General features: G+C 74.5%; 20 protein-coding genes. 14 read left to right on the top strand and 6 right to left on the bottom strand.

The features are described from left to right. Nucleotides 1-39: 39 nt before the first annotated feature. Nucleotides 40-615, top strand: coding sequence for a hypothetical protein (locus tag ACFW1A_RS15760; RefSeq protein ID WP_380409278.1), 576 nt, complete (start codon nt 40-42; stop codon nt 613-615). On the opposite strand, the gene ACFW1A_RS15755 is transcribed toward ACFW1A_RS15760, so the two are convergent. Further along, the gene (locus tag ACFW1A_RS15755; protein WP_380409276.1) at nt 599-1,024 is read right to left on the bottom strand and encodes a hypothetical protein; all 426 of its coding nucleotides are present in this window, start codon (nt 1,022-1,024) and stop codon (nt 599-601) included. The genes ACFW1A_RS15760 and ACFW1A_RS15755 overlap by 17 nt on opposite strands. Before the next feature lie 258 nt (nt 1,025-1,282). Here ACFW1A_RS15755 and ACFW1A_RS15750 point away from each other — a divergent pair, with 258 nt between their 5' ends. From ACFW1A_RS15750 to ACFW1A_RS15730, 5 genes are all read left to right on the top strand, one after another. Beyond that, complete coding sequence (locus ACFW1A_RS15750; protein ID WP_380409274.1) at nt 1,283-1,549, top strand: hypothetical protein; 267 nt, start codon at nt 1,283-1,285, stop codon at nt 1,547-1,549. Nucleotides 1,550-1,790: 241 nt separating this feature from the next. After that, entirely contained in the window at nt 1,791-2,240 is a 450-nt protein-coding gene (locus ACFW1A_RS15745) for a hypothetical protein (protein ID WP_380409272.1), read from the top strand. 249 nt (nt 2,241-2,489) lie between these two features. After that, nucleotides 2,490-4,904: a SpoIIE family protein phosphatase gene (locus ACFW1A_RS15740; RefSeq protein WP_380409270.1), complete on the top strand. Its 2,415-nt coding sequence runs from the start codon at nt 2,490-2,492 to the stop codon at nt 4,902-4,904. Between the two features lie 68 nt (nt 4,905-4,972). Then, on the top strand, nt 4,973-6,016 hold the full coding sequence (locus ACFW1A_RS15735) for a hypothetical protein (protein WP_380409268.1): 1,044 nt from the start codon (nt 4,973-4,975) through the stop codon (nt 6,014-6,016). A 57-nt stretch (nt 6,017-6,073) separates the two neighbouring features. Next, the gene (locus ACFW1A_RS15730; RefSeq protein ID WP_380409266.1) at nt 6,074-6,622 is read left to right on the top strand and encodes a hypothetical protein; all 549 of its coding nucleotides are present in this window, start codon (nt 6,074-6,076) and stop codon (nt 6,620-6,622) included. 64 nt (nt 6,623-6,686) lie between these two features. On the opposite strand, the gene ACFW1A_RS15725 is transcribed toward ACFW1A_RS15730, so the two are convergent. Next, entirely contained in the window at nt 6,687-7,355 is a 669-nt protein-coding gene (locus ACFW1A_RS15725) for a TetR/AcrR family transcriptional regulator (protein ID WP_380409264.1), read from the bottom strand. An 88-nt stretch (nt 7,356-7,443) separates the two neighbouring features. Here ACFW1A_RS15725 and ACFW1A_RS15720 point away from each other — a divergent pair, with 88 nt between their 5' ends. Then, the gene (locus ACFW1A_RS15720; protein WP_380409262.1) at nt 7,444-8,079 is read left to right on the top strand and encodes an NAD(P)-dependent oxidoreductase; all 636 of its coding nucleotides are present in this window, start codon (nt 7,444-7,446) and stop codon (nt 8,077-8,079) included. A 55-nt stretch (nt 8,080-8,134) separates the two neighbouring features. Here ACFW1A_RS15720 and ligA read toward each other — a convergent pair whose 3' ends face one another. From ligA to ACFW1A_RS15705, 3 genes are all read right to left on the bottom strand, one after another. Then, nucleotides 8,135-10,165: an NAD-dependent DNA ligase LigA gene (gene ligA, locus ACFW1A_RS15715; protein ID WP_380409260.1), complete on the bottom strand. Its 2,031-nt coding sequence runs from the start codon at nt 10,163-10,165 to the stop codon at nt 8,135-8,137. A gap of 231 nt (nt 10,166-10,396) precedes the next feature. Beyond that, the gene (locus ACFW1A_RS15710) at nt 10,397-11,518 is read right to left on the bottom strand and encodes a TIGR03364 family FAD-dependent oxidoreductase (protein WP_380409258.1); all 1,122 of its coding nucleotides are present in this window, start codon (nt 11,516-11,518) and stop codon (nt 10,397-10,399) included. 76 nt (nt 11,519-11,594) lie between these two features. After that, complete coding sequence (locus ACFW1A_RS15705) at nt 11,595-12,239, bottom strand: TetR/AcrR family transcriptional regulator (RefSeq protein WP_380409256.1); 645 nt, start codon at nt 12,237-12,239, stop codon at nt 11,595-11,597. A gap of 145 nt (nt 12,240-12,384) precedes the next feature. Here ACFW1A_RS15705 and ACFW1A_RS15700 point away from each other — a divergent pair, with 145 nt between their 5' ends. The 4 genes from ACFW1A_RS15700 (at nt 12,385) to ACFW1A_RS15685 (ending at nt 16,165) form a co-directional block, all read left to right on the top strand. Next, nucleotides 12,385-13,200, top strand: a complete 816-nt coding sequence (locus tag ACFW1A_RS15700) for a class II aldolase/adducin family protein (protein WP_380409254.1) — start codon at nt 12,385-12,387, stop codon at nt 13,198-13,200. A gap of 155 nt (nt 13,201-13,355) precedes the next feature. Beyond that, nucleotides 13,356-14,372, top strand: a complete 1,017-nt coding sequence (locus ACFW1A_RS15695; protein ID WP_380409252.1) for a 2-dehydropantoate 2-reductase — start codon at nt 13,356-13,358, stop codon at nt 14,370-14,372. 150 nt (nt 14,373-14,522) lie between these two features. Then, nucleotides 14,523-14,768 carry a DUF6296 family protein gene (locus ACFW1A_RS15690; RefSeq protein ID WP_380409250.1) on the top strand — a complete coding sequence of 82 codons (246 nt, stop codon included), beginning with the start codon at nt 14,523-14,525 and terminating at the stop codon, nt 14,766-14,768. Nucleotides 14,769-14,944: 176 nt separating this feature from the next. Beyond that, nucleotides 14,945-16,165 carry an aromatic acid exporter family protein gene (locus ACFW1A_RS15685; RefSeq protein ID WP_380409248.1) on the top strand — a complete coding sequence of 407 codons (1,221 nt, stop codon included), beginning with the start codon at nt 14,945-14,947 and terminating at the stop codon, nt 16,163-16,165. A 21-nt stretch (nt 16,166-16,186) separates the two neighbouring features. Here the strand turns inward: ACFW1A_RS15685 and ACFW1A_RS15680 are convergent, their stop codons facing one another. Beyond that, complete coding sequence (locus tag ACFW1A_RS15680) at nt 16,187-17,428, bottom strand: FAD-dependent monooxygenase (RefSeq protein WP_380409246.1); 1,242 nt, start codon at nt 17,426-17,428, stop codon at nt 16,187-16,189. A gap of 193 nt (nt 17,429-17,621) precedes the next feature. On the opposite strand from ACFW1A_RS15680, the gene ACFW1A_RS15675 reads away from it, so the two are divergent. The 3 genes from ACFW1A_RS15675 (at nt 17,622) to ACFW1A_RS15665 (ending at nt 20,639) form a co-directional block, all read left to right on the top strand. Continuing rightward, nucleotides 17,622-17,828, top strand: a complete 207-nt coding sequence (locus tag ACFW1A_RS15675; RefSeq protein WP_380409244.1) for a hypothetical protein — start codon at nt 17,622-17,624, stop codon at nt 17,826-17,828. Nucleotides 17,829-17,914: 86 nt separating this feature from the next. Further along, on the top strand, nt 17,915-18,502 hold the full coding sequence (locus ACFW1A_RS15670) for a hypothetical protein (protein ID WP_380409242.1): 588 nt from the start codon (nt 17,915-17,917) through the stop codon (nt 18,500-18,502). 226 nt (nt 18,503-18,728) lie between these two features. After that, a complete protein-coding gene (locus ACFW1A_RS15665) occupies nt 18,729-20,639 on the top strand; it encodes a WD40 repeat domain-containing protein (RefSeq protein ID WP_380409240.1) in 1,911 nt (636 codons plus the stop codon). Nucleotides 20,640-20,707 lie beyond the last annotated feature (68 nt).

Raw genomic sequence — 20,707 nt, 5'->3', positions numbered from 1 at the left:
CCCCGCCGCCCGCCGGGGCACGGGAGTAGTGTGCCCGCCGTGAACGAACTGAGGTTCCGGGGGCGGGAACAGTACCGGGTGTCCGGGCGGCGGCTGGCCGTCCTGATCGGCGTCGCGGTCCTGCAGCTCCTGCTGTGCGTCGTCCGGATCGGCGTGGTGGGAGCCTGGATATCCGGTGCCATCGTGCTGTTCGGCGCCGGCGCCGGCTACCTGGCCTTCCGGGCCAGCACGACGGTCGACACGGCCGGCATCACCATCACCTGGTTCGGCTCCGGCCGCAGCTACCCGTGGCAGGAGATCCAGTGGATCGACGTGCGCGAGGTCCCCGGCGGTGCCGGGGCCGGGTACACGGCCCGCATCCACCTCAGGAACGGCCGCCGCCGCAACCTGCCCGGACTGCAGCACAGCGAGCTCTACCCCTCGCCGAACTTCGGGACCAACCTGCAACAGCTGAACGACTGGTGGTACGCCCGCTCGCTCCCGGCCGGTCGGATCCGACCGCAGCCGAAGTTCCGGGACCGGCACCCCCAGGGGTTCGTCTGGCTGATCGTGCTGCCCGCCACCCTGGTCCTCGTGCTGGTGACGATCGTCTTCGTCGTCACCTCACAGGGCTAGCCTGCTCCTGCTCCTGCTCCTGCTCCAGCTCCTGCTCCTGCCCCTGGAGCCACGCGACCGCCGCCGCGAGCGCCCGCGCGGCGGGCAGCGGCTCCTCGTACCAGCTCTGCCGCTCGGCGAGCACGGCGTCCCCCGCCGTCACCTCGGCCACCACCTGCCACGGCGGCCCCCAGCGCAGCTCCCAGGCGCAGCGCCGCGGGCAGGCCAGGCTCACCACGAACTCCCGCCCCGCCCGCTCGACGTGCCCGCCGAGCGAGGCGACCCCGAGCAACTGGTGGTAGACCAGTTCGCCGCCCAGCTGCCGCAGCCCGGCGCCGGCCTCGGCCAGGGCCGCCGCGACCGGCCCGGTGTCGGCCAGTTCGGGGAACACCCAGCGCAGGTCGCCCTGCTCCCACGGCACCGACTCCATGACGTCTCCCGACTCCCGGCGGGGCACGGTCGCGTCCCGCGGCCTCCGCGCCGCTGCCACCGCGGCTCTCCTCACCCTGCCCCTGCGCGCCCCCGCGCAACCCGCCACCGCGCCGCGCCCGAACGGAGTACACCCGAGCCGCTCGCGGTGCGGACGGCCGCGCCGGCCGATTGAACCGCCCGCGCCGCCGGTGCGTATCCGGTAGCGGGGGGCGTGCGGTCGACCGGCCGCACGTCCTGGACCGATCCGGGAGCAGAGATGCTACGCAGCGTAGCGACCGGACTCCTGGCCCTGGCGCTCAGCCTCGGCGGCGCCGGCCTCGCGTTCGGCAACGCGAACCCCAGCGGCACGGGACCGCCCAGCCAGACCTGCCTGACCCCGTCCGCCACGGCCGAGCCCGGCCACGCCTCGAATTCGACGGGCTCCCCGTTCAACGAGACCCTCCCCGGCAACGGAGGCACCCACTACAGCCCGAACTCCCAGTACGACGTGGCCTGTTACCAGCAGACCCAGCACAACCACTGACCACTCGCCGCCCGGGCCCGCCGCGCACGCCGCGCGGCGGGCCCGCGCCGCATCCGGGAACCTCCGCTCCACATCCCGCAGCTGACGGCACATCAGCTGATCATGCGACATTCACGCATTGGACGCGCAGCATTGGGGAAGTAAGTGAAATATCACATTGCAACGGCGCCGATCTTCTCGGCTCCGCCGCACTGCATGCACGCTGCTGACCCAGCATGAACACATCAGGGAGAATCCACTCATGACCCGCACGCTCCTGCTCGCCGCCGGCACCGCGGCGCTGTCGCTGCTCGGCGCCGTCCCCGCGACCGCCGCCTCCGCCCCCGCCGACCCCGCGCCCGTCACCACCTGCGGCTACGGCGGCCTGCAGTCGGGGCTGTGGACCAAGGTCTGCGGCACGGTGTACGGCGGGACCGTCACGCTGACCGGGCAGATCAGCCTGGCCGGCCCGCCGAGCCCGGGCAGCCCGGCCCCGCAGCCGCAGCAGCTGTCCACCACCCTGACCGCCTCCCAGGGCACCCAGCAGCTGGGCCAGCTCCAGCAGGGCGTGATCTTCACCGCCAGCACGGTGCAGACCAACCCGCTGACCGTGAACGCCGCCTGCGGCAGCACGGTGCACGCCACCTTCAGCGTCTCCTCGTACCCCTGGTACAACACCCCGGTGACGGTGGACCTGCCGACCGCCTGCTGATCCCGCTCCGGGCCGGTGGCCCCGGGTGCCCGACCGGGCGTCCCGCGCTGCTGTTTCTCCCGGGCGGGGGGGGGGGGCGGGGGCCCGCGGCGGGCCGGGGGGGCCCCCCGGCGCACCGCCGCACCCCTCGCCCCGGCTCCGCACCCGACCGCCGTGCCGCCGCCGACCCCCGTTCGCTCACGCACAGTGGCGGCCGAGCCAAGATCACAGGAGAATTGAGCACACACTCCCGCACAGGAGGGCTCGCCGATGCCCGGCTCGGACAGCCTCGACCGCCCCCCGGCGACCCTCCCGTTCGACCTGCTGCCGACCGCCGGCGCGGTGCTGGACGAGCAGGGCGTCGTGGTGGGCTGGTCCGACGCCGCCGCGCTGCTGCTGGGCCACCCGCCGCAGAGCGTGCTCGGCCGACCCGCCGCCGAGCTGCTCGCCCCCGGCGAACGGCTGGACCTGGACTGGAGCGCCCGCGGCGCCGAGCCGGCCGGGGTGGTGCGGGTCCGGCGGGCGGACGGCTCGGAGCTCACGCTGGGTGTCCAGGGCAGCCGGTTCACCGACGTCTCCGGCCGCGCCCACTGGCACCTGTCGGCGCTCGACCTGGGCGGTGCCCCCTGGTGGGGCGCCAGCCACTCGGTGCTCTCCCGCTTCCTCGCCCACTCGCCGTACGGCATCGCCGTGCTCGACACCGACCTGCGCTACCTGTGGCTCAACGAGACCCTGGAGCGGATGGCCGGGCTGGGGCTGAGCGCACGGCTCGGGCGCCGGATGTCCGAGGTACTGCCCGACATCGCACCCGAGGCGATCGAGACCCAGATGCGCCGGGTGCTCGCCACCGGCATCCCGGTGCGCGGCTTCGAGTACCAGGGCCGGCTGCCGGGCGACCCCGACCACGAGCGCGCCTACTCCACCTCCTTCCTGCGCCTGGACGACGGCGCCGGGCGGGTGCTGGGCATCTGCTACATGGCGGTGGACATCACCGACCGCTGGCACGCCCGCCAGCGCCTGGCCCTGCTCACCGACTCGGGGGCCCGGATCGGCACCACGCTGGACTTCGCCACCACCGCCGAGGAACTGCTCTCGGTGGCCGTCCCGCGGCTGGCCGACTTCGCCACCGTGGACCTGCTGGATCCGGTGCTGGTCGGCGACGAGCCGATCCTGGCCCCGGGCGGGCCCGTGCCGCTGCGCCGGATGGCCCACCTGTCCACCCGGGCCGGCAATCCGGAGGTGGTCACCGCGCTGGGCGAGCCGCCGGAGTACCCGCCCGGCTCGCCGATGGTCCGCTGCCTGGCCGAGGGCTCGGCCGTGCTGCACGCCCCGAGCCAGCCGCAGTCGCTGGCCTGGCTGGCCCAGGACCCGAAGCGCCGGGACACCCTGGACCGCTGGGACCTGCACTCGCTGATGGCCGTGCCGCTGCGGGCCCGCGGCGTGGTGCAGGGCGTGGCCGTCTTCATCCGCTCGGACTCCTCCGACCCGTTCGAGCCCGAGGACCTCTCGCTCGCCGAGGAGCTGGTCTCCCGGGCCGCGGTCTGCCTGGACAACGCCCGGCGCTACACCCGCGAGCACAACACCGCGCTCACCCTGCAGCGCAGCCTGCTGCCGCGGGCGCTGCCGCTCACCCAGGCGCTGGAGGTGGCGCACCGCTACCTGCCCGGCTCCTCGCGCGGCGGCGTGGGCGGCGACTGGTTCGACGTGATCCCGCTCTCCGGCGCCCGGGTGGCCCTGGTGGTCGGCGACGTGGCCGGACACGGCATCAACGCGGCCGCGGCGATGGGCCGGCTGCGCACCGCCGTGCACACCCTGGCGGACATGGACCTGCCGCCGGACGAGCTGCTGGCCCACCTGGACGACCTGGTGCTGCGCCTGATGGACGAGCAGTCGCGCACCGGCGACCCGCTGGACGACCAGCCGCACAGCGCCAAGTGCCTGTACGCGGTGTACGACCCGGTCACCCGGGGCTGCGTGATGGCCAGCGCCGGGCACGTGCCGCCGGCGCTGCGCACCCCGGACGGGCAGGTCTCGTTCCTGGAGCTGCCGACCGGCCCGCCGCTCGGGGTGGGCTCGCTGCCCTTCGAGGCGGCCGAGTTCGAGCTGCCGCAGGGCGGCGTGCTGGCGCTCTTCACGGACGGACTGCTCGGACACGCCACCCGCGACCCGGACCTGGCCGCCGAGCGGCTGCACCGGGCGCTGGCCACCGCCCGGCCGGGGCTGGAGGACGCCTGCGAGGACCTGCTGGGCGCGATGACCCCGGAGCGGCGGGAGGACGACATCGCCCTGCTGCTGGCCCGCACCAAGGCGCTGCCGCCGGACCGGATCGCCACCTGGGAGCTGCCCGCCGACCCGGCCGTGGTGGCCGAGGCCCGGGCCCGGGTGGCCGCCACCCTGGCCGGGTGGGGGTTGGACGAGCTGGTGTTCACCACCGAACTGATCGTCAGCGAGCTGGTCACCAACGCGATCCGGTACGGGGCCCCGCCGCTGAGCCTGCGGCTGATCCACCACAACTCGCTCAGCTGCGAGGTGGGCGACGCCTCGAACACCTCCCCCCGGCTGCGGCACGCCCGCACCACCGACGAGGGCGGCCGCGGCCTCTTCCTGGTCGCCCAGCTGTCCCGCCGCTGGGGCACCCGGTACACGGACACCGGAAAGATCATCTGGGCCGAGCAGAACCTCTAGGAGCCCTCCGGTCCTGAGCAGGCCACCTCACCGGCCGGAGCGTCGGGCCGGCCCGGCATACTGACGCGGTGCCGATAGCCGAAGACCCCGACCCGCGCCCCTCCGACGAGCCGGAGCCGGAGCCGACTGCCGCGGACCCGTTCGACCGGCTCGTCCTGGACGAGGACTTCGTCCGCGGCGCCACGGTCAAGGAACCGGCGGCACGCACCCGGGTCCTCGCGGCACGCTGGCGGCTGGAGCCGCCGGTGGACCCGGGCGGCCGCCGCTGGTCACCCGGTGCTCCCGGCCCGGCCCGACCGCGGACCGGACGGGCCCGGTTCGCCTCCAGGCTCGGTCCGTGGGTCCTGGCCGCGGCCGTCGTGACCGCCACGGTCGTGGCCCTCGGCGTCGGGCCGGGCAACGGCCTGCTCTCCCTCGGCAACTCCCCGCGGGACATCCTGCCCTCGCACGCTCCGGGCTCTCCGCGTCCGTCGACGGACACCGCGCTGAGCGGCGGCGGGACCTCCGACGGCAGCAAGTGCGGCGTGCACGGCTTCCACCACTTCACCCCGACGGCGACCTCCGCACCCGCAGGCCCCGCGCCCGTCGCCTTCGCCGACGGGCAGTCCGGCACCCCGCTGCCCGGACCGCAACTCGCCCTCAGTTCCTACGGGTTCTCCCAGGAGCCGCCGGATCCGGGGCACTTCACCATCGACCTCATGCTCGGACCGGGCGCGCACCGGTCACTGGACCTGTCCCCGCCGCTGGGTCCGCAGGGTGTGGCCGTGGAGATCGAGGGCCCCGACGGGCTGGTCGGCGGCGCGTACGGCCTGCCCGTCACCCTCGCCGACGGCACGGCCCGCACCCCGCAGGGCAAGATCAGCATCGGAGAGCCGGACGGCGCCATCGTCGAGGTCACGCTCCCCGCCCAGGCCCTCTGCCCGGGCATCGACGCCTTGGCCGTCCAACAGCGCCTCAGCCCGCCGATCGACTCGAACAACACCATCACCGGCCCGCCGCCCTACACCCTCACCGTCTCCCTCGCCGACCCGGCCATCGGCGCCCTCCGGCGCGCGACGGGGTCCCCGCTCCAGGGCGACGTCCTGAGCGCCACCAACGGGCTCCCCCGGTAGCGCCGCCGGCCGAACCCGGTTGCCCGGGTGCCACCTGAACCGGCAAGATCATCCGACATGAGCACCAGTGCCGCCCCCGCGTGGGCCGAGGAGTACCGGCTCGACCAGTTGCTGGCCGAGCCGGCCGTGCGGGCCGTCATCGCCGCGGCCGGCGTGCCGGTGGTCGACGCGGTGCCGAGTGCGGCGCAGTTCCTGGCCGACTTCCAGGACCTGCCGTTCATCGGTTCGGCGATCGGGCGGGGTGCGGATCGCGGGCACCGGCTCGGCCTGCGCTGGGGTCTGCGGGCCGGGGCCGAGCGGACCGCGGAGTTCGACGAGCCGGTCGGCCGGGTGCTGGTCGCCGCGCTCTGCTCGCTGGCCCGCCACCGCCTGGCGCTGCGTCAGGTGACCCAGCACACCAACGGCTGCTCCCTGGAGGCCGCGATCCCGTCGGACTGGCGCACCTTCGGCGGCACGCTGACCGTCACCGCGCTGCTCGGCGCGACCGGCACCGCGGTGCGCGTCGAGGCCGAGTTCGGCGGGCAGCTCTACGACTGGGGCGCCGGCAAGAAGACCGTCGCGGCCTTCCTCGCCGACCTGCCGGGGCTGCTGACCGCCCAGCCCTGACCCACCGCCAGGCCGATCCCCGGCCGACGTGCCGGCATCGGACCACCGGTCAGGCCACCGCCGGTCAGGCCAGCACCGGCCCGAGCAGGGCCCCGACCGTCGCTGCGACGAACTCCTCGTCGTGCTCCGCCCGGACCGACGCGCGCTGCTGCTCGGCCCCGACCAGCTCCTCGCCGTCGGCGAAGAACAGGGTCAGGAAGGCCCGGTGGAAGCAGGCGCCGATCAGCATCGTCGCCACCGCCTGCGGGTCGACCCCCGCCGCCACCCGCCCCAGCTCCTGCTCGGCCCGCAGGTAGTCCGCCAGGTGCGCCGAGGGCATGTGCGGCCCCGCCACCGCCAGGTCCAGCTTCGCCCGGTGCGCCGCCAGCAGGTCCGCGCTGGCCGCCACCGCCCCGGCCATCGGGAAGGACCGCCGGTAGAACGGCACCGCGATCCGGGCCACCTCCGCCAGGTGCTCGGCCACCTCCCCGCTGCCCGCCCGGGCCGGCAGCTCGGCCAGCAGTTCGGTGAAGGGGGGCAGCCGCTCGTGCAGCACCCGGACGAAGATCTCCTCCTTGTCCCGGAAGTGCTTGTAGAGCGTCGCCTCCGAGCACCCCGCCTCCCGGGCGATCTCCTTGGTCGTGGTCCGGGTGAGGCCGACCGAGCTCATCAGCCGGGCCGCCGCGTCGAGGATCCGCGCCTGGGTGAGCGCGCCGCCGGTCAGAGGTGGGTTCACTGCAGGGTTCGCTGCCATGACCGGATCCTACTTGACAGGTGGGTGAGTATTCACTCACCTTGGAGGGGTGAGTGAATACTCACCCACCCACGAAGGGAGCCCCGTCATGAAGCTGACCGTCCTCGGTGCCACCGGCGGCATCGGCAAGCAGCTCGTGTCCCAGGCCCTGGCCGGCGGGCACCAGGTGACCGCGGTGGTCCGCGACCCGGCCCGGCTCGCGGTCCGCCACGACCGGCTGACCGTGGTCCGCGGCGACGCGCTCGACCCCGCCTCACTCGCCCCGGCGGTCGAGGGTGCCGACGCCGTGGTCTCCGGCATGGGCCAGGCGGGCCGGCACGACCCGCTCAAGCCGGCCTCCAGCTCGGCCCGGGCCGCGATCGAGGCGATGACCGCCACCGGGGTGCGCCGGATCCTGGTGACCAGCGCCGCCCCGCTCAACCGGGCCGGCACCGGCGACTCACTGCCCACCCGGCTGATCGCCTCGCCGCTGCTCTGGGCGATCCTGCGCGAGGTCTACACCGACCTGGAGGCGATGGAGGCGGCGCTGCGCGCCAGCGGCCTGGACTACACCTCGGTCCGCCCGCCCAAGCTGACCGACAAGCCCGGCACCGGCCGCTACCGGCACGCGATCGAGGCCAGCCCGGGCGGCTTCAGCATCGCCCGGGCGGACGTGGCGCGCGCGATGCTGGACTTCGTCACCGACCGCGCCACCGTCGGGCACGCGGTCGGGGTCAGCGGCTGACCCGGCGCCCGCCGGGGCGCCGGCCGGGACACCGACCGGGGCGTCAACCGGGCCGTCAGCCCAGGTACTCCGCCACCAGCGCGGCGAACTCCTCGGGTGCCAGGATCCGCACGCCCAGCTCCTCGGCCTTGGCCCGCTTGGAGCCGGCCTTCTCCCCCGCCACCACCAGGGTGGTCCGCTTGGAGACCGAGGAGGAGGCCTTGCCGCCGGCCCGCTCGATCAGCTCGTTCATCTCGGTGCGGGAGAGCTCGGCCAGCGCCCCGGTCATCGAGCCGGTGACCACCACCGCCTCGCCCGCCAGCGGCCCGGTCGCCTCCTCGGCGCCGCCGCCGGCGGCGGCCGGGGCGGTCGGCTCGGTCACCTCGGTGCCGACCCCCTGGGCGATCAGCTTGTCCAGCACCGGCCCGAGCTCGGCCAGTTCGGCCACCACGACCTTGGCCTTCTCGGCCCCGATGCCGGGCACGCCGGCCAGCGTCTCCTGGTCGGCCGCCCGGATCGCCGCCATGCTGCCGAAGTGCGCGGCGATCCGGCGCGACATGGTCCGCCCGGTGCCGCGCACCCCGAGGGCGCAGAAGACCCGGTGCAGCGGGGCCGAGCGGGCGGTCTCGATCGCGGCCAGCAGGTTGTCGGTGCTGGTCTCGCCCATCCGCTCCAGGCCCAGCAGCTGGTCGCGGGTGAGTGCGAACAGGTCGGCCACGTCCGCCACCAGGCCGGCCTCCACCAGCTGCACCGCGCGGGTGCCGCCGAGCCCCTCGATGTCCAGCTGGTCGCGCCCGACCGCGTAGCGGATCGAGGCCACCGCCTGGCAGCCGCGCCCGCGCACGCACCGCCAGCGCTGCTCGGAGGTGTCGATCGCGTCCCCGCAGCGCGGGCAGACCCGGGGGAACTCGATCGCCGTCTCCGCCCCGGTGCGCTCCGCCTCCAGCGGCGCCTCGACCCGCGGGATCACGTCACCCGCGCGGTAGACGAAGACCTGGTCGCCGATCATCAGTCCGCGCCGGGTGATGTCGGCCGGGTTGTGCAGCGTGGCGTAGGTGACGGTGACCCCGTCGATCACCACCGGCTCCAGCACCGCGCGCGGGGCGACGATGCCGGTCCGCCCGACGTTCCACTCGACCGCGAGCAGCCGGGTGACCTTGTGCTGGGCCGCGAGCTTGCGGGCCACCGCCCAGCGCGGCGCCCGCGAGCCGGACCCGGCCTGTTGCTGGTCGGCGGCCGCGTCGGCCTTGACCACCACGCCGTCGATGCCGAACTCCAGGCTGTCGCGCAGCCCGGCGATCTCCTCGACCCGCTGCTGCACCTCCTCGACCGTGGTGCAGCGCACCGGGTGCGCGGGGGTGCCGGCGGCAGTGTGGGCGCCCAGCGCGGCCAGCCGCTCCAGCAGTGCGACGTGGTCCATGTCGTCCAGGCCGACGGCGCCGTAGGCGAAGAAGGTGAGCTCGATCCGGTACGGGCGGTCCTTGGCCCGCAGCGTGCCGGCGGCGCCGCTGCGCGGGTGGGCGAAGGGGGTGGCGCCGTGCTCGGTGCGCACCCGGTTGGCGTGCTCGAACTGGCGCTGGGTCAGCAGCACCTCGCCGCGCAGCTCCAGGTCGACCGGCTCGGCGAGCCGCTCGGGCAGGCCGAGCACCGCGTCGGCGGCGTGGCTGATGTCCTCGCCGGCCAGGCCGTCGCCCCGGGTGAGCAGCTGCTCCAGGCGGCCCGCCCGGTAACGGGCGGCCACCGCCAGCCCGTCCAGCTTCGGCTCCACGCACCAGGCGGCAACTGGACGGCCGAGCCGGCGCTCCAGGCCCTCGGCCCAGCCCGCGAGCTCCTCGGCGGAGAAGACGTTGTCCAGCGAGAGCATCGGCACCGAGTGCGGCACGTCGCCGACCGCGGCGCCGCCGGCCACCTTGCCGGTGGGCGAGTCGGGCAGCGCCTGCTCCGGGTGCGCCGCCTCGTAGGCCTCGATGGCGCGCACCAGGGCGTCGTACTCGTCGTCGCCGAGCGGGGTCGAGCCGTCGGCGTAGTAGGCCGCGGCCGCCTGCACGGCGGTGGCGACGGCATCGGCATAGGCGTCGGGGGAGGCCAGAACGGCTGCGTCCTTCATGCCTCCATCTTCTCGACCTGCACTGACATCGCGGACGCACGGGCGTTCGGCGTGCCGGGCGGGGCGGACGCGGCTGCCGGACGCGCCGGGCGCGGCGTACCGGGCAGCGCGGGCGCGGCGTACCGGGCAGCGCGGGCGCGGCGTGCCGAGCGCGTCCCGCGTGGCTCCCGGGCGTGTCCCGCGCGGCGTGCCGGGCCCTCCCCTCGCGGGGTCCGGCACGCCGGGCGCGGGTCACTCCGCGAGCAGGCCGTCCAGCACCTCGGGGGCCAGGCCGAGCGCGGTGGTCATGCCGATCCCGGAGGTGACCGCGACCACCCGGACCCGCTCGGCCGGCGCCTCGATCAGGAACGGGTTGACGCCCGACCCGTACACCCCGCGCCAGCGCTCACGGACCGTCAGCCGCTCGACGCCGAGCAGGCCCGCGGTCTCCCGCAGCACCAGGGCGTCGTACTCCTCCTGGTCGAACGGGGCCGGCGTGGTGTCGTAGGCGTGGGTGTCGCCGATCGTCAGGCTGCCGTCCGGCCGCTGGGTGTACATCAGGTTGAGCCCGATGCCGATCAGCTCCGGCTGCTCGCGGTGCAGCCGCTCGCGCACCGCCGGCAGGCTCGGGCAGGCCTCGAAGCCGCTGTAGCGCAGCAGCGAGAAGCCGGTCTGCACGGCCGGCTCGATCTCCCGGCCGTGCGGGTCGTCCACCCGCAGCATCCGCAGCACGCAGCGCTTCACCTGGAACCGCTCGGCCAGCTCGGGGAAGTGCCGGTCCACGTCGTGCCCGGTGGCCAGCACCACGTGGCCGGCCCGCAGCGTGCCGCGGGTGGTGTGCACCGCGCCCGACTCGATGCCGAAGGCGTTGGTGGTCCAGTGGAAGACGACCCCGCGCTCGGCGAGGTGGGCGGCGATCGCGCCGGCCGCGGCGCGCTGGTCCACCCGCAGGTCCCCGGGCAGGAAGGCGCCGCCCAGCGCGTCCGGGCCGACCGGGACCCGCTCGCGCAGCTCGGCCGCGCCCAGCAGCCGGACCTGGTCCCCACCGCGCAGCTCGGCGAACTCGCGCAGCACGGCCAGCTCGTCCTCGGCCCGGGCGACCATCACGGTGCCGGTGCGGCGGGCCCAGAAGCCGGCCGCGGCGGAGAGCTTCAGCCAGCGCTCACGGGCCTCGATGCCGTAGCGCAGCGCGTCCCCGGCCTGGGCGGTGGCGCAGGCGTGCCCGAAGTTGCGCACCGAGGCCCCGGTCGCCCGGTCCGCCCGTTCCACCACCGCCACCGACAGACCGCGCTCCACCGCCTCGTAGGCGTGCGCGAGGCCGACGATCCCAGCACCGATGATCACCACATCGGCGGAGCCCAGCGTGTCGATCACGACTCTCCATCCAGAGTTGTATGAACAACTTACGGTGGGAAAGATACGATCGCCGACCTGGGTCGCGGACGGACTGTCAGTGAACTTCGCGTGAACTCGGCGCGTCCAGCGGGTCGACCGGCTCGCTGAGCGCCGTCAGCAGCGGCTCCAGGAAGCGCCGTTCCAACTGCCCGGGCGGCAGTTCGGTCGGCTCCACGTAGCTCTGCGCCAGGCCGCCCTCGCGGATCGCCACCAGCAACCGGGCCAGTTCGTCGGCGGGCACCGTGAGGGTGCGCCCGACCCGGGCCAGGTAGTCGGTGAGCCCCCGGGCCAGCGTGGCCCGCAGCCGCGCGTCGTGCTGGGCCAGCACCCAGGCGGCCTGCGGGTCGCGGATCGCGTGCAGGGTGAACTCGGTGGTGACCAGGTACCAGTCGCGCTCGGCCGGCTCGATCTCGGCCAGGATCCCGACCAGCGAACGCAGCGTCACCTCTCCCGCCGGCAGCGCCTCGATCCGCTCGGCGACCCCCGCCAGCACCCGCTCGCTGTGCTGGTCGAAGAGCGCCAGGAAGAGCTCCTCCTTGCTGGAGAAGTTGGAGTAGAAGGCGCCCCGGGTGAACCCGGCCCGCTCGCAGACCTGCTCGATCGTGGCCGCGTGGAACCCGTGCTCGGCATAGGTCGCCAGTGCGGCCGCCAGCAGCGCGGCCCTGGTCCGGGGACGGCGGCCGGTGACACCCTTCGGCATCGCTGCTCCTCGTGTTCGCGGGTCGACGCGGCTCACCCTACCGCCGCCCGCACCGGGACCGACCTCGCTCGATACATCGACGTATCGGATACATCTGTGTATCTTTCGGCGTGTCCGCGCTGTGCACACCCCCAGGAGCCCAGTCATGACCACCGAACCCACCCCCGCCGCGCTGCTGGCCGCCGCCGTGGGCCCCGCCCCGGCCGACATCGAGGTCCCGCTGCCGCCCACCTTCGACAGCGTCGAGGCCGAGCGGCAGTACCGCAAGGAGCAACTGGCCGCCGGCTTCCGGCTGTTCGGCAGGTTCGGCTTCTCCGAGGGGGTGGCCGGCCACATCACCGTGCGCGACCCGGAGAACCCGAACTGGTTCTGGGTCAACCCGTTCGGCATGTCCTTCCACCAGATCAAGGCCTCGGACCTGATCCTGGTCGACCACGAGGGCACCCTGCTGCACGGCAACCGGCTGGTCAACAAGGCCGCCTTCGTCATCCACTCCCAGGTCCACGCCGCCCGCCCGGACTCGATCGCCGCCGCCCACTCGCACTCCCTGTACGGCAAGGCCTTCTCCAGCCTCGGCATCCCGCTGGACCCGATCACCCAGGACGCCTGCGCCTTCTTCGAGGACCACGCGCTCTACAGCGACTACCGCGGCGTGGTCAACGAGACCGAGGAGGGCAAGCGGATCGCCGCCGCGCTCGGCAGCTGCAAGGCGGTGATCCTGCAGAACCACGGGCTGCTGACGGTGGGCCAGTCGGTGGCCGAGGCGGTCTGGTGGTTCGTCACCATGGAGCGCTCCTGCCAGGCCCAGCTGCTGGCGATGGCCGCCGGCACCCCCAAGCTGATCGACCGGGAGACCGCGCTGACCACCCGCGGGCAGCTCGGCACCCACCTGGCAGGCTGGTTCCAGGCCCGCCCGCTCTGGGACCAGATCACCGCCTCCGACCCGGACCTGTTCGACTGACCGCCGGCGGCCGCCACCGGCCGCCACCGGCTTCCGACCGACCAGCACCGCCCGCTGCCGACCGACTGCCACCGCCGTTCGACCGACCAGCACCGCCCGCTGCCGACCGACTGCCACCGCCGTTCGACCGACCACCCCAGCCGAGGAGCCCGTCCGTGCCCACTCCCGCCCGTCCGCGCATCGCCGTCCTCGGCGCCGGCAGCATCGGCTGCCACCTGGGCGGCCTGCTCGCCGACGACGCCGAGGTGGTGCTGATCGGCCGCCCCGGCGCGATGGCCGCGATCGAACGGGAGGGGCTCACCCTGACCGGGCCCGGCGAGGCGCTGCGGGTGACCCGCCGCCCGGAGCTCGCGACCGACGCCCGCGCGGCGGCCGGCGCGGACTACGTGCTGGTCACCGTGAAGTCCACCGACACGGTGGCCGCCGCCCGCGAGCTGGCGCCGCACCTGTCCCCGGGCGCCGTGGTGATCAGCTTCCAGAACGGCCTGCACAACCCCGCCCTGCTCCGCGCCGAACTGGCGGACCACCAGGTGCTGGCCGGCATGGTCCCGTACAACGTGGTCCGCACCGGCCCCGCCGCCTTCCACCAGGGCAGCGGCGGCAAGGTGCTGCTGGCGGACTCGCCGCACGCGGCCGCCTTCCTGGCGGCCGCCGCGGGGACCGGACTGCGGGTGGCCGCGCACCCCGACATGCCCGGGGTGCAGGCGGCCAAGCTGCTGATGAACCTGAACAACGCCGTCAACGCGCTCTCCGACCTGCCGTTGCGCGAGCAGCTCGGCCGACGCGCCTACCGGGTGTGCCTGGCCCGCTGCCAGCGCGAGGCGCTCGCCGCGTTCCGGGCCGCCGGCCTCTCCCCCGCGCAGCTGGGCGCCGTCCCGCCGACCCGGATGCCGCTGCTGCTCGGGCTGCCCGACCCGCTCTTCAAGCGGCTGGCCGGGGCCGCGCTGCGGATCGACGCCAAGGCCCGCTCCTCGATGTGGGAGGACCTGCGGCGCGGCCGACCGACCGAGGTGGACGCGCTGCAGGGCGAGGTGGTCGCGCTGGCCGAACGGCACGGGCTGCGGGCACCCGCCTGCGCACGGCTGGTGGAGCTGGTGCACGAGGCGGAACGGGCCGCGCCGGGCACCGCACGCCGCTGGTCCGGGGCGGACCTGCTGGCCGCACTGGGATGACAGGGGCGGACCGGGGTGCCGCGACGGGTTGAACCCGGCCCACAGTGGGCAGGCGAACCAGTGGGACCCGGTCGGCGGCCGGGTCATACGGGTTTGCTCCGTTGGCAGATGTGCCCCGTTGGCAGCGCGCCCGTGAGGAGGTCGGTCCAGGTGGATGCGGTCGAGGTGAATGTGGTCCAGCGCTACGCGGTGTCGCTGCCGGGACCGGTCGGTTGCCACGCGCCGGCCCGGGTGGTGATCGTCCACTGGACCTCGGGCCGGGCCGACGGCTGCCCGGTCTACGCCAACGAGGAGGGCGACTTCCGGGTCACCATCGACGAGCTGGGCGCGGCCCAGCTGCTGGAGGCGGCCGACGGCGCGCAGGCCCAGTGCCTGCACGCGGTGGCGATGCCCTGACGGGAGCGGCGCGGGTCCGGCCGGGCCCGGCGCACCCCGCACGGCCCTGCTGCGAGCGCACCCGCACGGCCCCGCTGCGAGCTCACCCGCACGACCCGGCTTCGAGCTCGACCCTGCTGCGAGCTCACCCGCACGGCCCCGCTTCGACCGCGCGGATTCCTGGGGATGCCTTGGGCATGCCTGCCACTTCCGTGCCCGACAGCGTGGTGAACCTGGTCCGCCGCCGGCGAGAGCCCCTGGTGGTGCAGACCGCCCGGGCCACGGTGGCCGCGGTGCTGGCCTACGTGGCAGCGCTGGCGCTGACCGGCAGCTCCGCGCCGCTGCTCGCCCCGCTGACCGCGCTGCTGGTGGTCCAGGTGACGCTGTACGCCACCGTCACCTCCGGGGCGCGCCGGGTGGTCAGCGTGGTGGCCGGGGTGCTGGTGGCGCTCGGCTTCACCGAACTCGCCGGGCTCACCTGGTGGAGCCTGGGGCTGCTGATCCTGGTCTCGCTGGTCCTGGGCCACCTGCTGCGGGTGGACGAGTTCGTCCCCGAGGTGGCGATCAGCGGGATGCTGGTGCTCGGCGTGGCGCACGCCGCCGAGACCGCCTGGGACCGGATCGCCGAGACCCTGATCGGCGCCGCCGTCGGCGTCCTGCTCAACCTGGTGGTGCCGCCGCCGGTGTACGTGCAGCCGGCCGGCGAGGCGATCGAGGAGCTGGCGGCCCGGATGTCCCGGCTGCTGACCGACATCGCCGCGCGCCCGCGCCCCGAGCTGCCGCTGACCGAGCACTGGCTGGGCGAGGCCCGGGCGCTGGACCGGGAGATCGCGGCGGTGGACACCGAGCTCTCGCGGGCCGAGGAGAGCCTGCGGCTGCACCCGCGGGTGCGCCAGGGCGAGCTCACCCGGCTGGTGATGCGCAGCGGGCTGGACACGCTGGAGGTCTGCGCGGTGGTGCTGCGCACGCTCTGCCGCTCGCTCACCGACCTGGCCCGCGACCAGGGCGGTGCGACTCCGTACGCGGGCGAGGAGGCGGGTCGGCTGAACCGGCTGTTCGGCCACCTGGCGCACGCGGTGGACGGGTTCGGGCGGCTGGTCACGGCCCAGGTGGCCGCCAACGCGGAGCTGGCCGAGGCGGAGCTGAGCCGCTCGCTGGCCGCCGGCCGGCGCGAGCAGGCGGCGGTGTCCGAGCTGCTGCTCAGCCGCTCCACCGCCGAGCCGGCCCGCTGGGAGCTGCACGGCGCACTGCTGGCGAACGTCGGGCGGCTGCTGGACGAGCTGGACGTGGAGCGCCGCTCGCACTGGCTGGCCGAGCAGTTCGACCGCCACCACCGGGTCCGCCAGGCCCAGCGCTCCGTGCTGCACCGCCTGCGCCGCCGCACTCCGGCCCTGCGACGGGTCCGGCGGCGCAGCTGACGGGGCATCGGCGGGCGCCCTTCACGCGAGCGCGGCGCCGGCGCCCGCGAGCGCGTACTCCGGCAGGGCGATGTCGCCGGCCTTGGCGAACTGCTTGGTCAGGATCTGCTTCATCGGCCAGCGCCCCATCGCGCGCATCGAGGCGGCGCGCATCCGGATCGACAGCGCGCTCTCCGGGGCGTAGCCGTTGACCCCGCCGGGCGGCAGCTCCTGCGCCTGCTTGACGTACGGGGCCATCACCTCGTCGTAGCGGCGGAACGCCACCTGGTGGTTGCCGTCGGCGGCGGCCAGTTCGCCGGCCAGCACGTAGCCGCCGACCAGCGCCAGGCTGGTGCCCAGACCGGTGAGCGGGGTGGGGCAGTGCGCGGCGTCGCCGACCAGCGCCACCCGGCCGCGCGAGGCACGGTCCAGCTTGATCTGGCCCAGCGAGTCCAGGAAGAAGTCGTCCGACCGGTGCATCGCCCGCAGCATCCGGGGCACCTGCCAGCCGGTCACCCCGGCGAACCGGCGCTCCACCAGCTCGCGCTGGGCGGCGGTGTCGCGGCGGTCGTAGGCCAGCGGCACCGAGCGGAAGCTCAGGCCCGCCTTGGTCTCACCGGGCAGCCGGCCCGGGCGGGCGGAGGCGACCAGGCCGCCGGGGGCGTTGAACATCTGGAACCAGCCGTCCAGGCCGAAGTCCTCCTGGACGGTGAACCAGGCGGTGTAGACGTCCAGCGGCTTCAGGAAGCGGGACTCGGGCCCGAAGGCCAGCGAGCGGACCACCGAGTGGGTCCCGTCCGCCCCGATCACCAGGCCGAAGCGGCGCGACGCGGCCTTCTCGAAGCTGACCGTGACACCCTCCTCGTCCTGCTCCAGCGCGGTGACGGTGTCGTCGAACAGGTACTCCACCCGGTCGGCGGTGGAGCGGTGCAGCAGCTCGGCCAGGTCGCCGCGGAGGATCTCGATCTCCGAGACGATGCCCTCGCCGCCGAAGGCGTCGGCCGCCATCGTGGCGGTGGGCTGCCCGGCGGCGTCCACCAGCATCAGGCCGCGCTGGTCGACGGCGAGTTCGCGGGCCTGCTCCATCAGCCCCAGGTGCGAGACGACGGTACGACCCGCGCCGCGCAGGTCGACGGTCTGCCCGCCGGGGCGCGGCGCGGGCGCCCGCTCGACGATGGTCACGGTGTAGCCCGCCTGGGTCAGCCAGTGGGCCAGGGCCGGGCCGGCGATGCTGCCGCCCGAGACGAGGACGTTCGTGTTCTTCGAGAGCGTGGTCTTCGACATACCTCGAATGTACGGCGTACGCAGCTAGTGCAGCAACCCTGATTTCCCCCTAGGGGACGGCCCTGATACTGCCATTAGGGGGCACCAGGGGGATTCTGCGCACTAGTGCATTAGTGCGGATGGGGGCCATCCCGTGACTCGCCCGGTCCCCTGCGCGTTGAGCCCTTGAGCCCCCTACCCCAGGAGTCCCGCCATGCGCGCCGCCGTCCGAGCGACCGTCACCACCCTGCTGCTGACCGCCACCGCCCTCACCACCGCACCCGCCTGGGCCGAGGAGTACCCCGCCCCCTCCAAGCAGGAGCACACCTACTCCATCCCGGTCGGCGCGATCAGCGACCTCGGCGACCTCACCAAGGTCGCCAACCTCGGCACCGACTTCGCCCACCTGCTGGGCCAGTAGCCACCGCAGCGGGCGGCGGCGGCCGCCATTAGGCTGGACGGAGCGGTGTCCGGTCCTCTCGCCTCGTCCTGGCTCGGGGGTTCCCCATGCCCACCCACCGCTCCGCCGCCACCGGCCTGCTCGCGGCCGCCCTGCTCGCACTGGCCGCCCTGACCGCCTGCGGCAGCGACAGCAAGTCCAGTACGGCCGCGCCCACCGGCACCACGCCGAGCGCCACGGTCACGGTCACCGCGACCCCGACGCCCTCCCCGACGCCGCCCCCGACACCGACGGTGACGGTCACCCGGCAGCCGACACCCACGGTGACGGTCACCCCGGCCCCGCCGACGACCGTGACCGCACGGCCGCCCGCCACGGTCACCCGCGCCGCGCCGCAGTTCACCAATGCGGCAGCGGTGGTGCAGCAGTACTACCAGGACATCACCGACCACAACTACGCGGCCGCCTGGGCACTCGGCGGTGCGAACATCGCCGGCTCCAGCTACTCCCAGTACGTGGCCGGCTTCGCCACCACGGCCGCGGTGAGCCTGGGGACGGTGAGCGAGTTCGACTCCAGCACGGTCCGGGCGGTGCTCTACGCCACCCAGACCGACGGCTCCGTCAAGGTCTTCCAGGGCACCTACACCGTCACCAACGGCGTCCTGACCGCCGCCGACATCCACCAGATCGGCTGAGCCCGCCGCCCGTCCGGCCGCCCGGCGCACACCGGTACGGACCTGGCGAGCGCGCTCGGCCACCGCGCCGACGAGTGCGCCCCCCAGAGCAATCCGGGCTCCGTGAGAAAAGGTCGAAGGCCGGGACAGCCGTCCCGGCCCCGCCCTAGCGTTGACGCCACGTCATCCGCGCCCGGACACGTGTCGGGGCTGCCGCACGGGGAGCGGGCGCTGGGGGGATGCTGGCATGTGGAGACCGCAGAGCGCTTCCGCCGAGGCTGCCCACAGCCTCTTCCGCACCGTTGACAGCAATCGGTGGGTCGAGGAGGACACCCTCCTGGCCCGCCTCTCACTCGCCCGGAACCTGCTCGGGCTGGCCGTCGTGGTGACGGTGGCCCTGGTGACCGAGGGGGTGGGCAGCTCCGAGTTCAACCCGCTCACGCACCTGCTGTCGCTGCTGGCCGGCGTCGTCTCGACGGTGGTGGCCGTCCTGGCGGTCGGCGTCTTCCTGCTGGTGGTCACGCGTTCCGGGGCGCGAGGGCGGGCGGCGCTGCGACTGCTGGTCCCCGCGCGCACGATGCTGGTGTACCTCGCGGCGGTGCTCGCCCCGTTCCTGATCGGGATCTACGGCTGGCGGCTGATCTTCTCCTTCCACGCCGGGGTGCTGCTCACACTGCTCATGGGAGTACTCCTGTTCGGTCTCGTGGTGCCGCTGGCCCTGGTCGCCGCGGTGGGCACCCGGGACTCGGTCAAGAGCCTGTTCCGGGCAGCGGAGGGGCATCCGCTGCTCGCGCCCGTGGCGACCGTGGTCCTGGTCTGGCTGCAGCCCCGGTTCGTGCTGCTCCTGCAGCAGGCGGACGGCCCCGACACCCTGCCGAAGCTGCTGCTCTTCTACGGCGGACCGGTCGTCGTGACCCTGCTCTCGCTCTTCGAGGTCGCCCGACTGGGCGGCGTGCCGGACGTGGACCTGCGCGGCGGACCGCCCGCGGAGCCGGTGTCGCGCCCGGCCGGGGCACCGCTCGGCGTACCGGTGCTGGCCTGCGTGTCGGCCCTGGTCGGCGGACTGGTCGTCACCGGCACCGCCATGCTGCTGATCAACGCGTCCCTGCAGCAGCACCCGACCGGAGCGCCCGTCGCCCTCAACCTCACCGTCGCCCCGGGGGACCTCGACGCCGGCCGGGTCAGCGCGGACGGGAAGACCGTCGTGGTCACCACCGGCGGGGACACCACCTACCTGTACAGCAGCACGACCAGCGAGCTGCTGACCAGTTGGCACCTCGACCTCGGCAGCACATCCGCGCTCGCGATGAGCCCCGACGGCCGGCTCGTGGCCGTGGCGGGCAACGCCGGTGCCGCCGGCCGCACCCACGGCACCCCAGTCCTCCTGTGGAGCGTTCCGGACCACCGGATCGTCAGCACCCTGCCACTGCCGGCGGGGCAGGGCGACACCTACGTCGCCGACCTCGCGTTCAGCAGTGACGGCACGCGTCTGCTGGCCGCGGTGCACGACAGCCCGACGGTCTGCCAGTGGAAGGTGACCGCCGCGGGCGCCGACCAGGCCCCCAGCACGTTCAAGGCCCCGGACGAGACCGGCCAGGACGTCGGGGTGGTACGGGTCGCCTATGTCGACGGGGACCGGATGATCGCCCTGTCGACCGGGAACGGCACCTACCTGGTCGATGCCGCCACGGGAGCGGTCACGGCCACGGGCACGTACCCGGTCGCGGGGAGCTTCGCGCTCAGCGCGGACGGCCGGACCATGGCGCTGCCCGTCGCGCTCCCCGGCAACCCCGGCTTCGCCGACGCCGTCCAGCTGTGGAACGTCTCCACCCACACCGTCGAACGCACCCTCACCGTGCCCGGCACGGGCCGGCACACCGCCGTCAGTGCACTGGCGCTCAACGACAACGGCTCCCTGCTGGCCGGCGGGGACGCGACCGGCCGGATCTACATCTGGGACATCGGCACCGGCCGACTCGTCACCACGATCCGGAACCAGTCGGGCTACCTCGACACCCACCTCGACGTCACCGACGACACGACCACCCTCCAACAGGTCCCGCGGACCTCCCTGCTGCTCAGCACGGACAGCATCGGCAAGGTGACCCTGTGGAACCTGGCCGCCCTGCCCGGCCCGCGCTCCTGGGCCGGGCCCTGACCCTGACTCGGCTCGGCGAGCCGGGATCGACTGGCGGGCGCACGTCGGCGGCCTGGCGGCCGGCCTGT

The organism is Kitasatospora sp. NPDC058965 (assembly GCF_042741245.1).
Taxonomy (GTDB): domain Bacteria; phylum Actinomycetota; class Actinomycetes; order Streptomycetales; family Streptomycetaceae; genus Kitasatospora.
The sequence above is the reverse complement of the archived record's forward strand: the minus strand, read 5'-3'. Positions and strand labels throughout refer to the sequence as shown.

Coding starts and splice junctions, on each gene's coding strand:
- ligA (WP_380409260.1), bottom strand. CDS start 10,165: ATGAAGGACGCAGCCGTTCTGGCCTCCCCCGACGCCTATGCCGATGCC.
- ACFW1A_RS15670 (WP_380409242.1), top strand. CDS start 17,915: ATGCCCACCCACCGCTCCGCCGCCACCGGCCTGCTCGCGGCCGCCCTG.
- ACFW1A_RS15745 (WP_380409272.1), top strand. CDS start 1,791: ATGACCCGCACGCTCCTGCTCGCCGCCGGCACCGCGGCGCTGTCGCTG.
- ACFW1A_RS15720 (WP_380409262.1), top strand. CDS start 7,444: ATGAAGCTGACCGTCCTCGGTGCCACCGGCGGCATCGGCAAGCAGCTC.
- ACFW1A_RS15680 (WP_380409246.1), bottom strand. CDS start 17,428: ATGTCGAAGACCACGCTCTCGAAGAACACGAACGTCCTCGTCTCGGGC.
- ACFW1A_RS15755 (WP_380409276.1), bottom strand. CDS start 1,024: ATGGAGTCGGTGCCGTGGGAGCAGGGCGACCTGCGCTGGGTGTTCCCC.
- ACFW1A_RS15685 (WP_380409248.1), top strand. CDS start 14,945: ATGCCTGCCACTTCCGTGCCCGACAGCGTGGTGAACCTGGTCCGCCGC.
- ACFW1A_RS15675 (WP_380409244.1), top strand. CDS start 17,622: ATGCGCGCCGCCGTCCGAGCGACCGTCACCACCCTGCTGCTGACCGCC.
- ACFW1A_RS15725 (WP_380409264.1), bottom strand. CDS start 7,355: ATGGCAGCGAACCCTGCAGTGAACCCACCTCTGACCGGCGGCGCGCTC.
- ACFW1A_RS15730 (WP_380409266.1), top strand. CDS start 6,074: ATGAGCACCAGTGCCGCCCCCGCGTGGGCCGAGGAGTACCGGCTCGAC.
- ACFW1A_RS15750 (WP_380409274.1), top strand. CDS start 1,283: ATGCTACGCAGCGTAGCGACCGGACTCCTGGCCCTGGCGCTCAGCCTC.
- ACFW1A_RS15700 (WP_380409254.1), top strand. CDS start 12,385: ATGACCACCGAACCCACCCCCGCCGCGCTGCTGGCCGCCGCCGTGGGC.
- ACFW1A_RS15705 (WP_380409256.1), bottom strand. CDS start 12,239: ATGCCGAAGGGTGTCACCGGCCGCCGTCCCCGGACCAGGGCCGCGCTG.
- ACFW1A_RS15740 (WP_380409270.1), top strand. CDS start 2,490: ATGCCCGGCTCGGACAGCCTCGACCGCCCCCCGGCGACCCTCCCGTTC.
- ACFW1A_RS15665 (WP_380409240.1), top strand. CDS start 18,729: ATGTGGAGACCGCAGAGCGCTTCCGCCGAGGCTGCCCACAGCCTCTTC.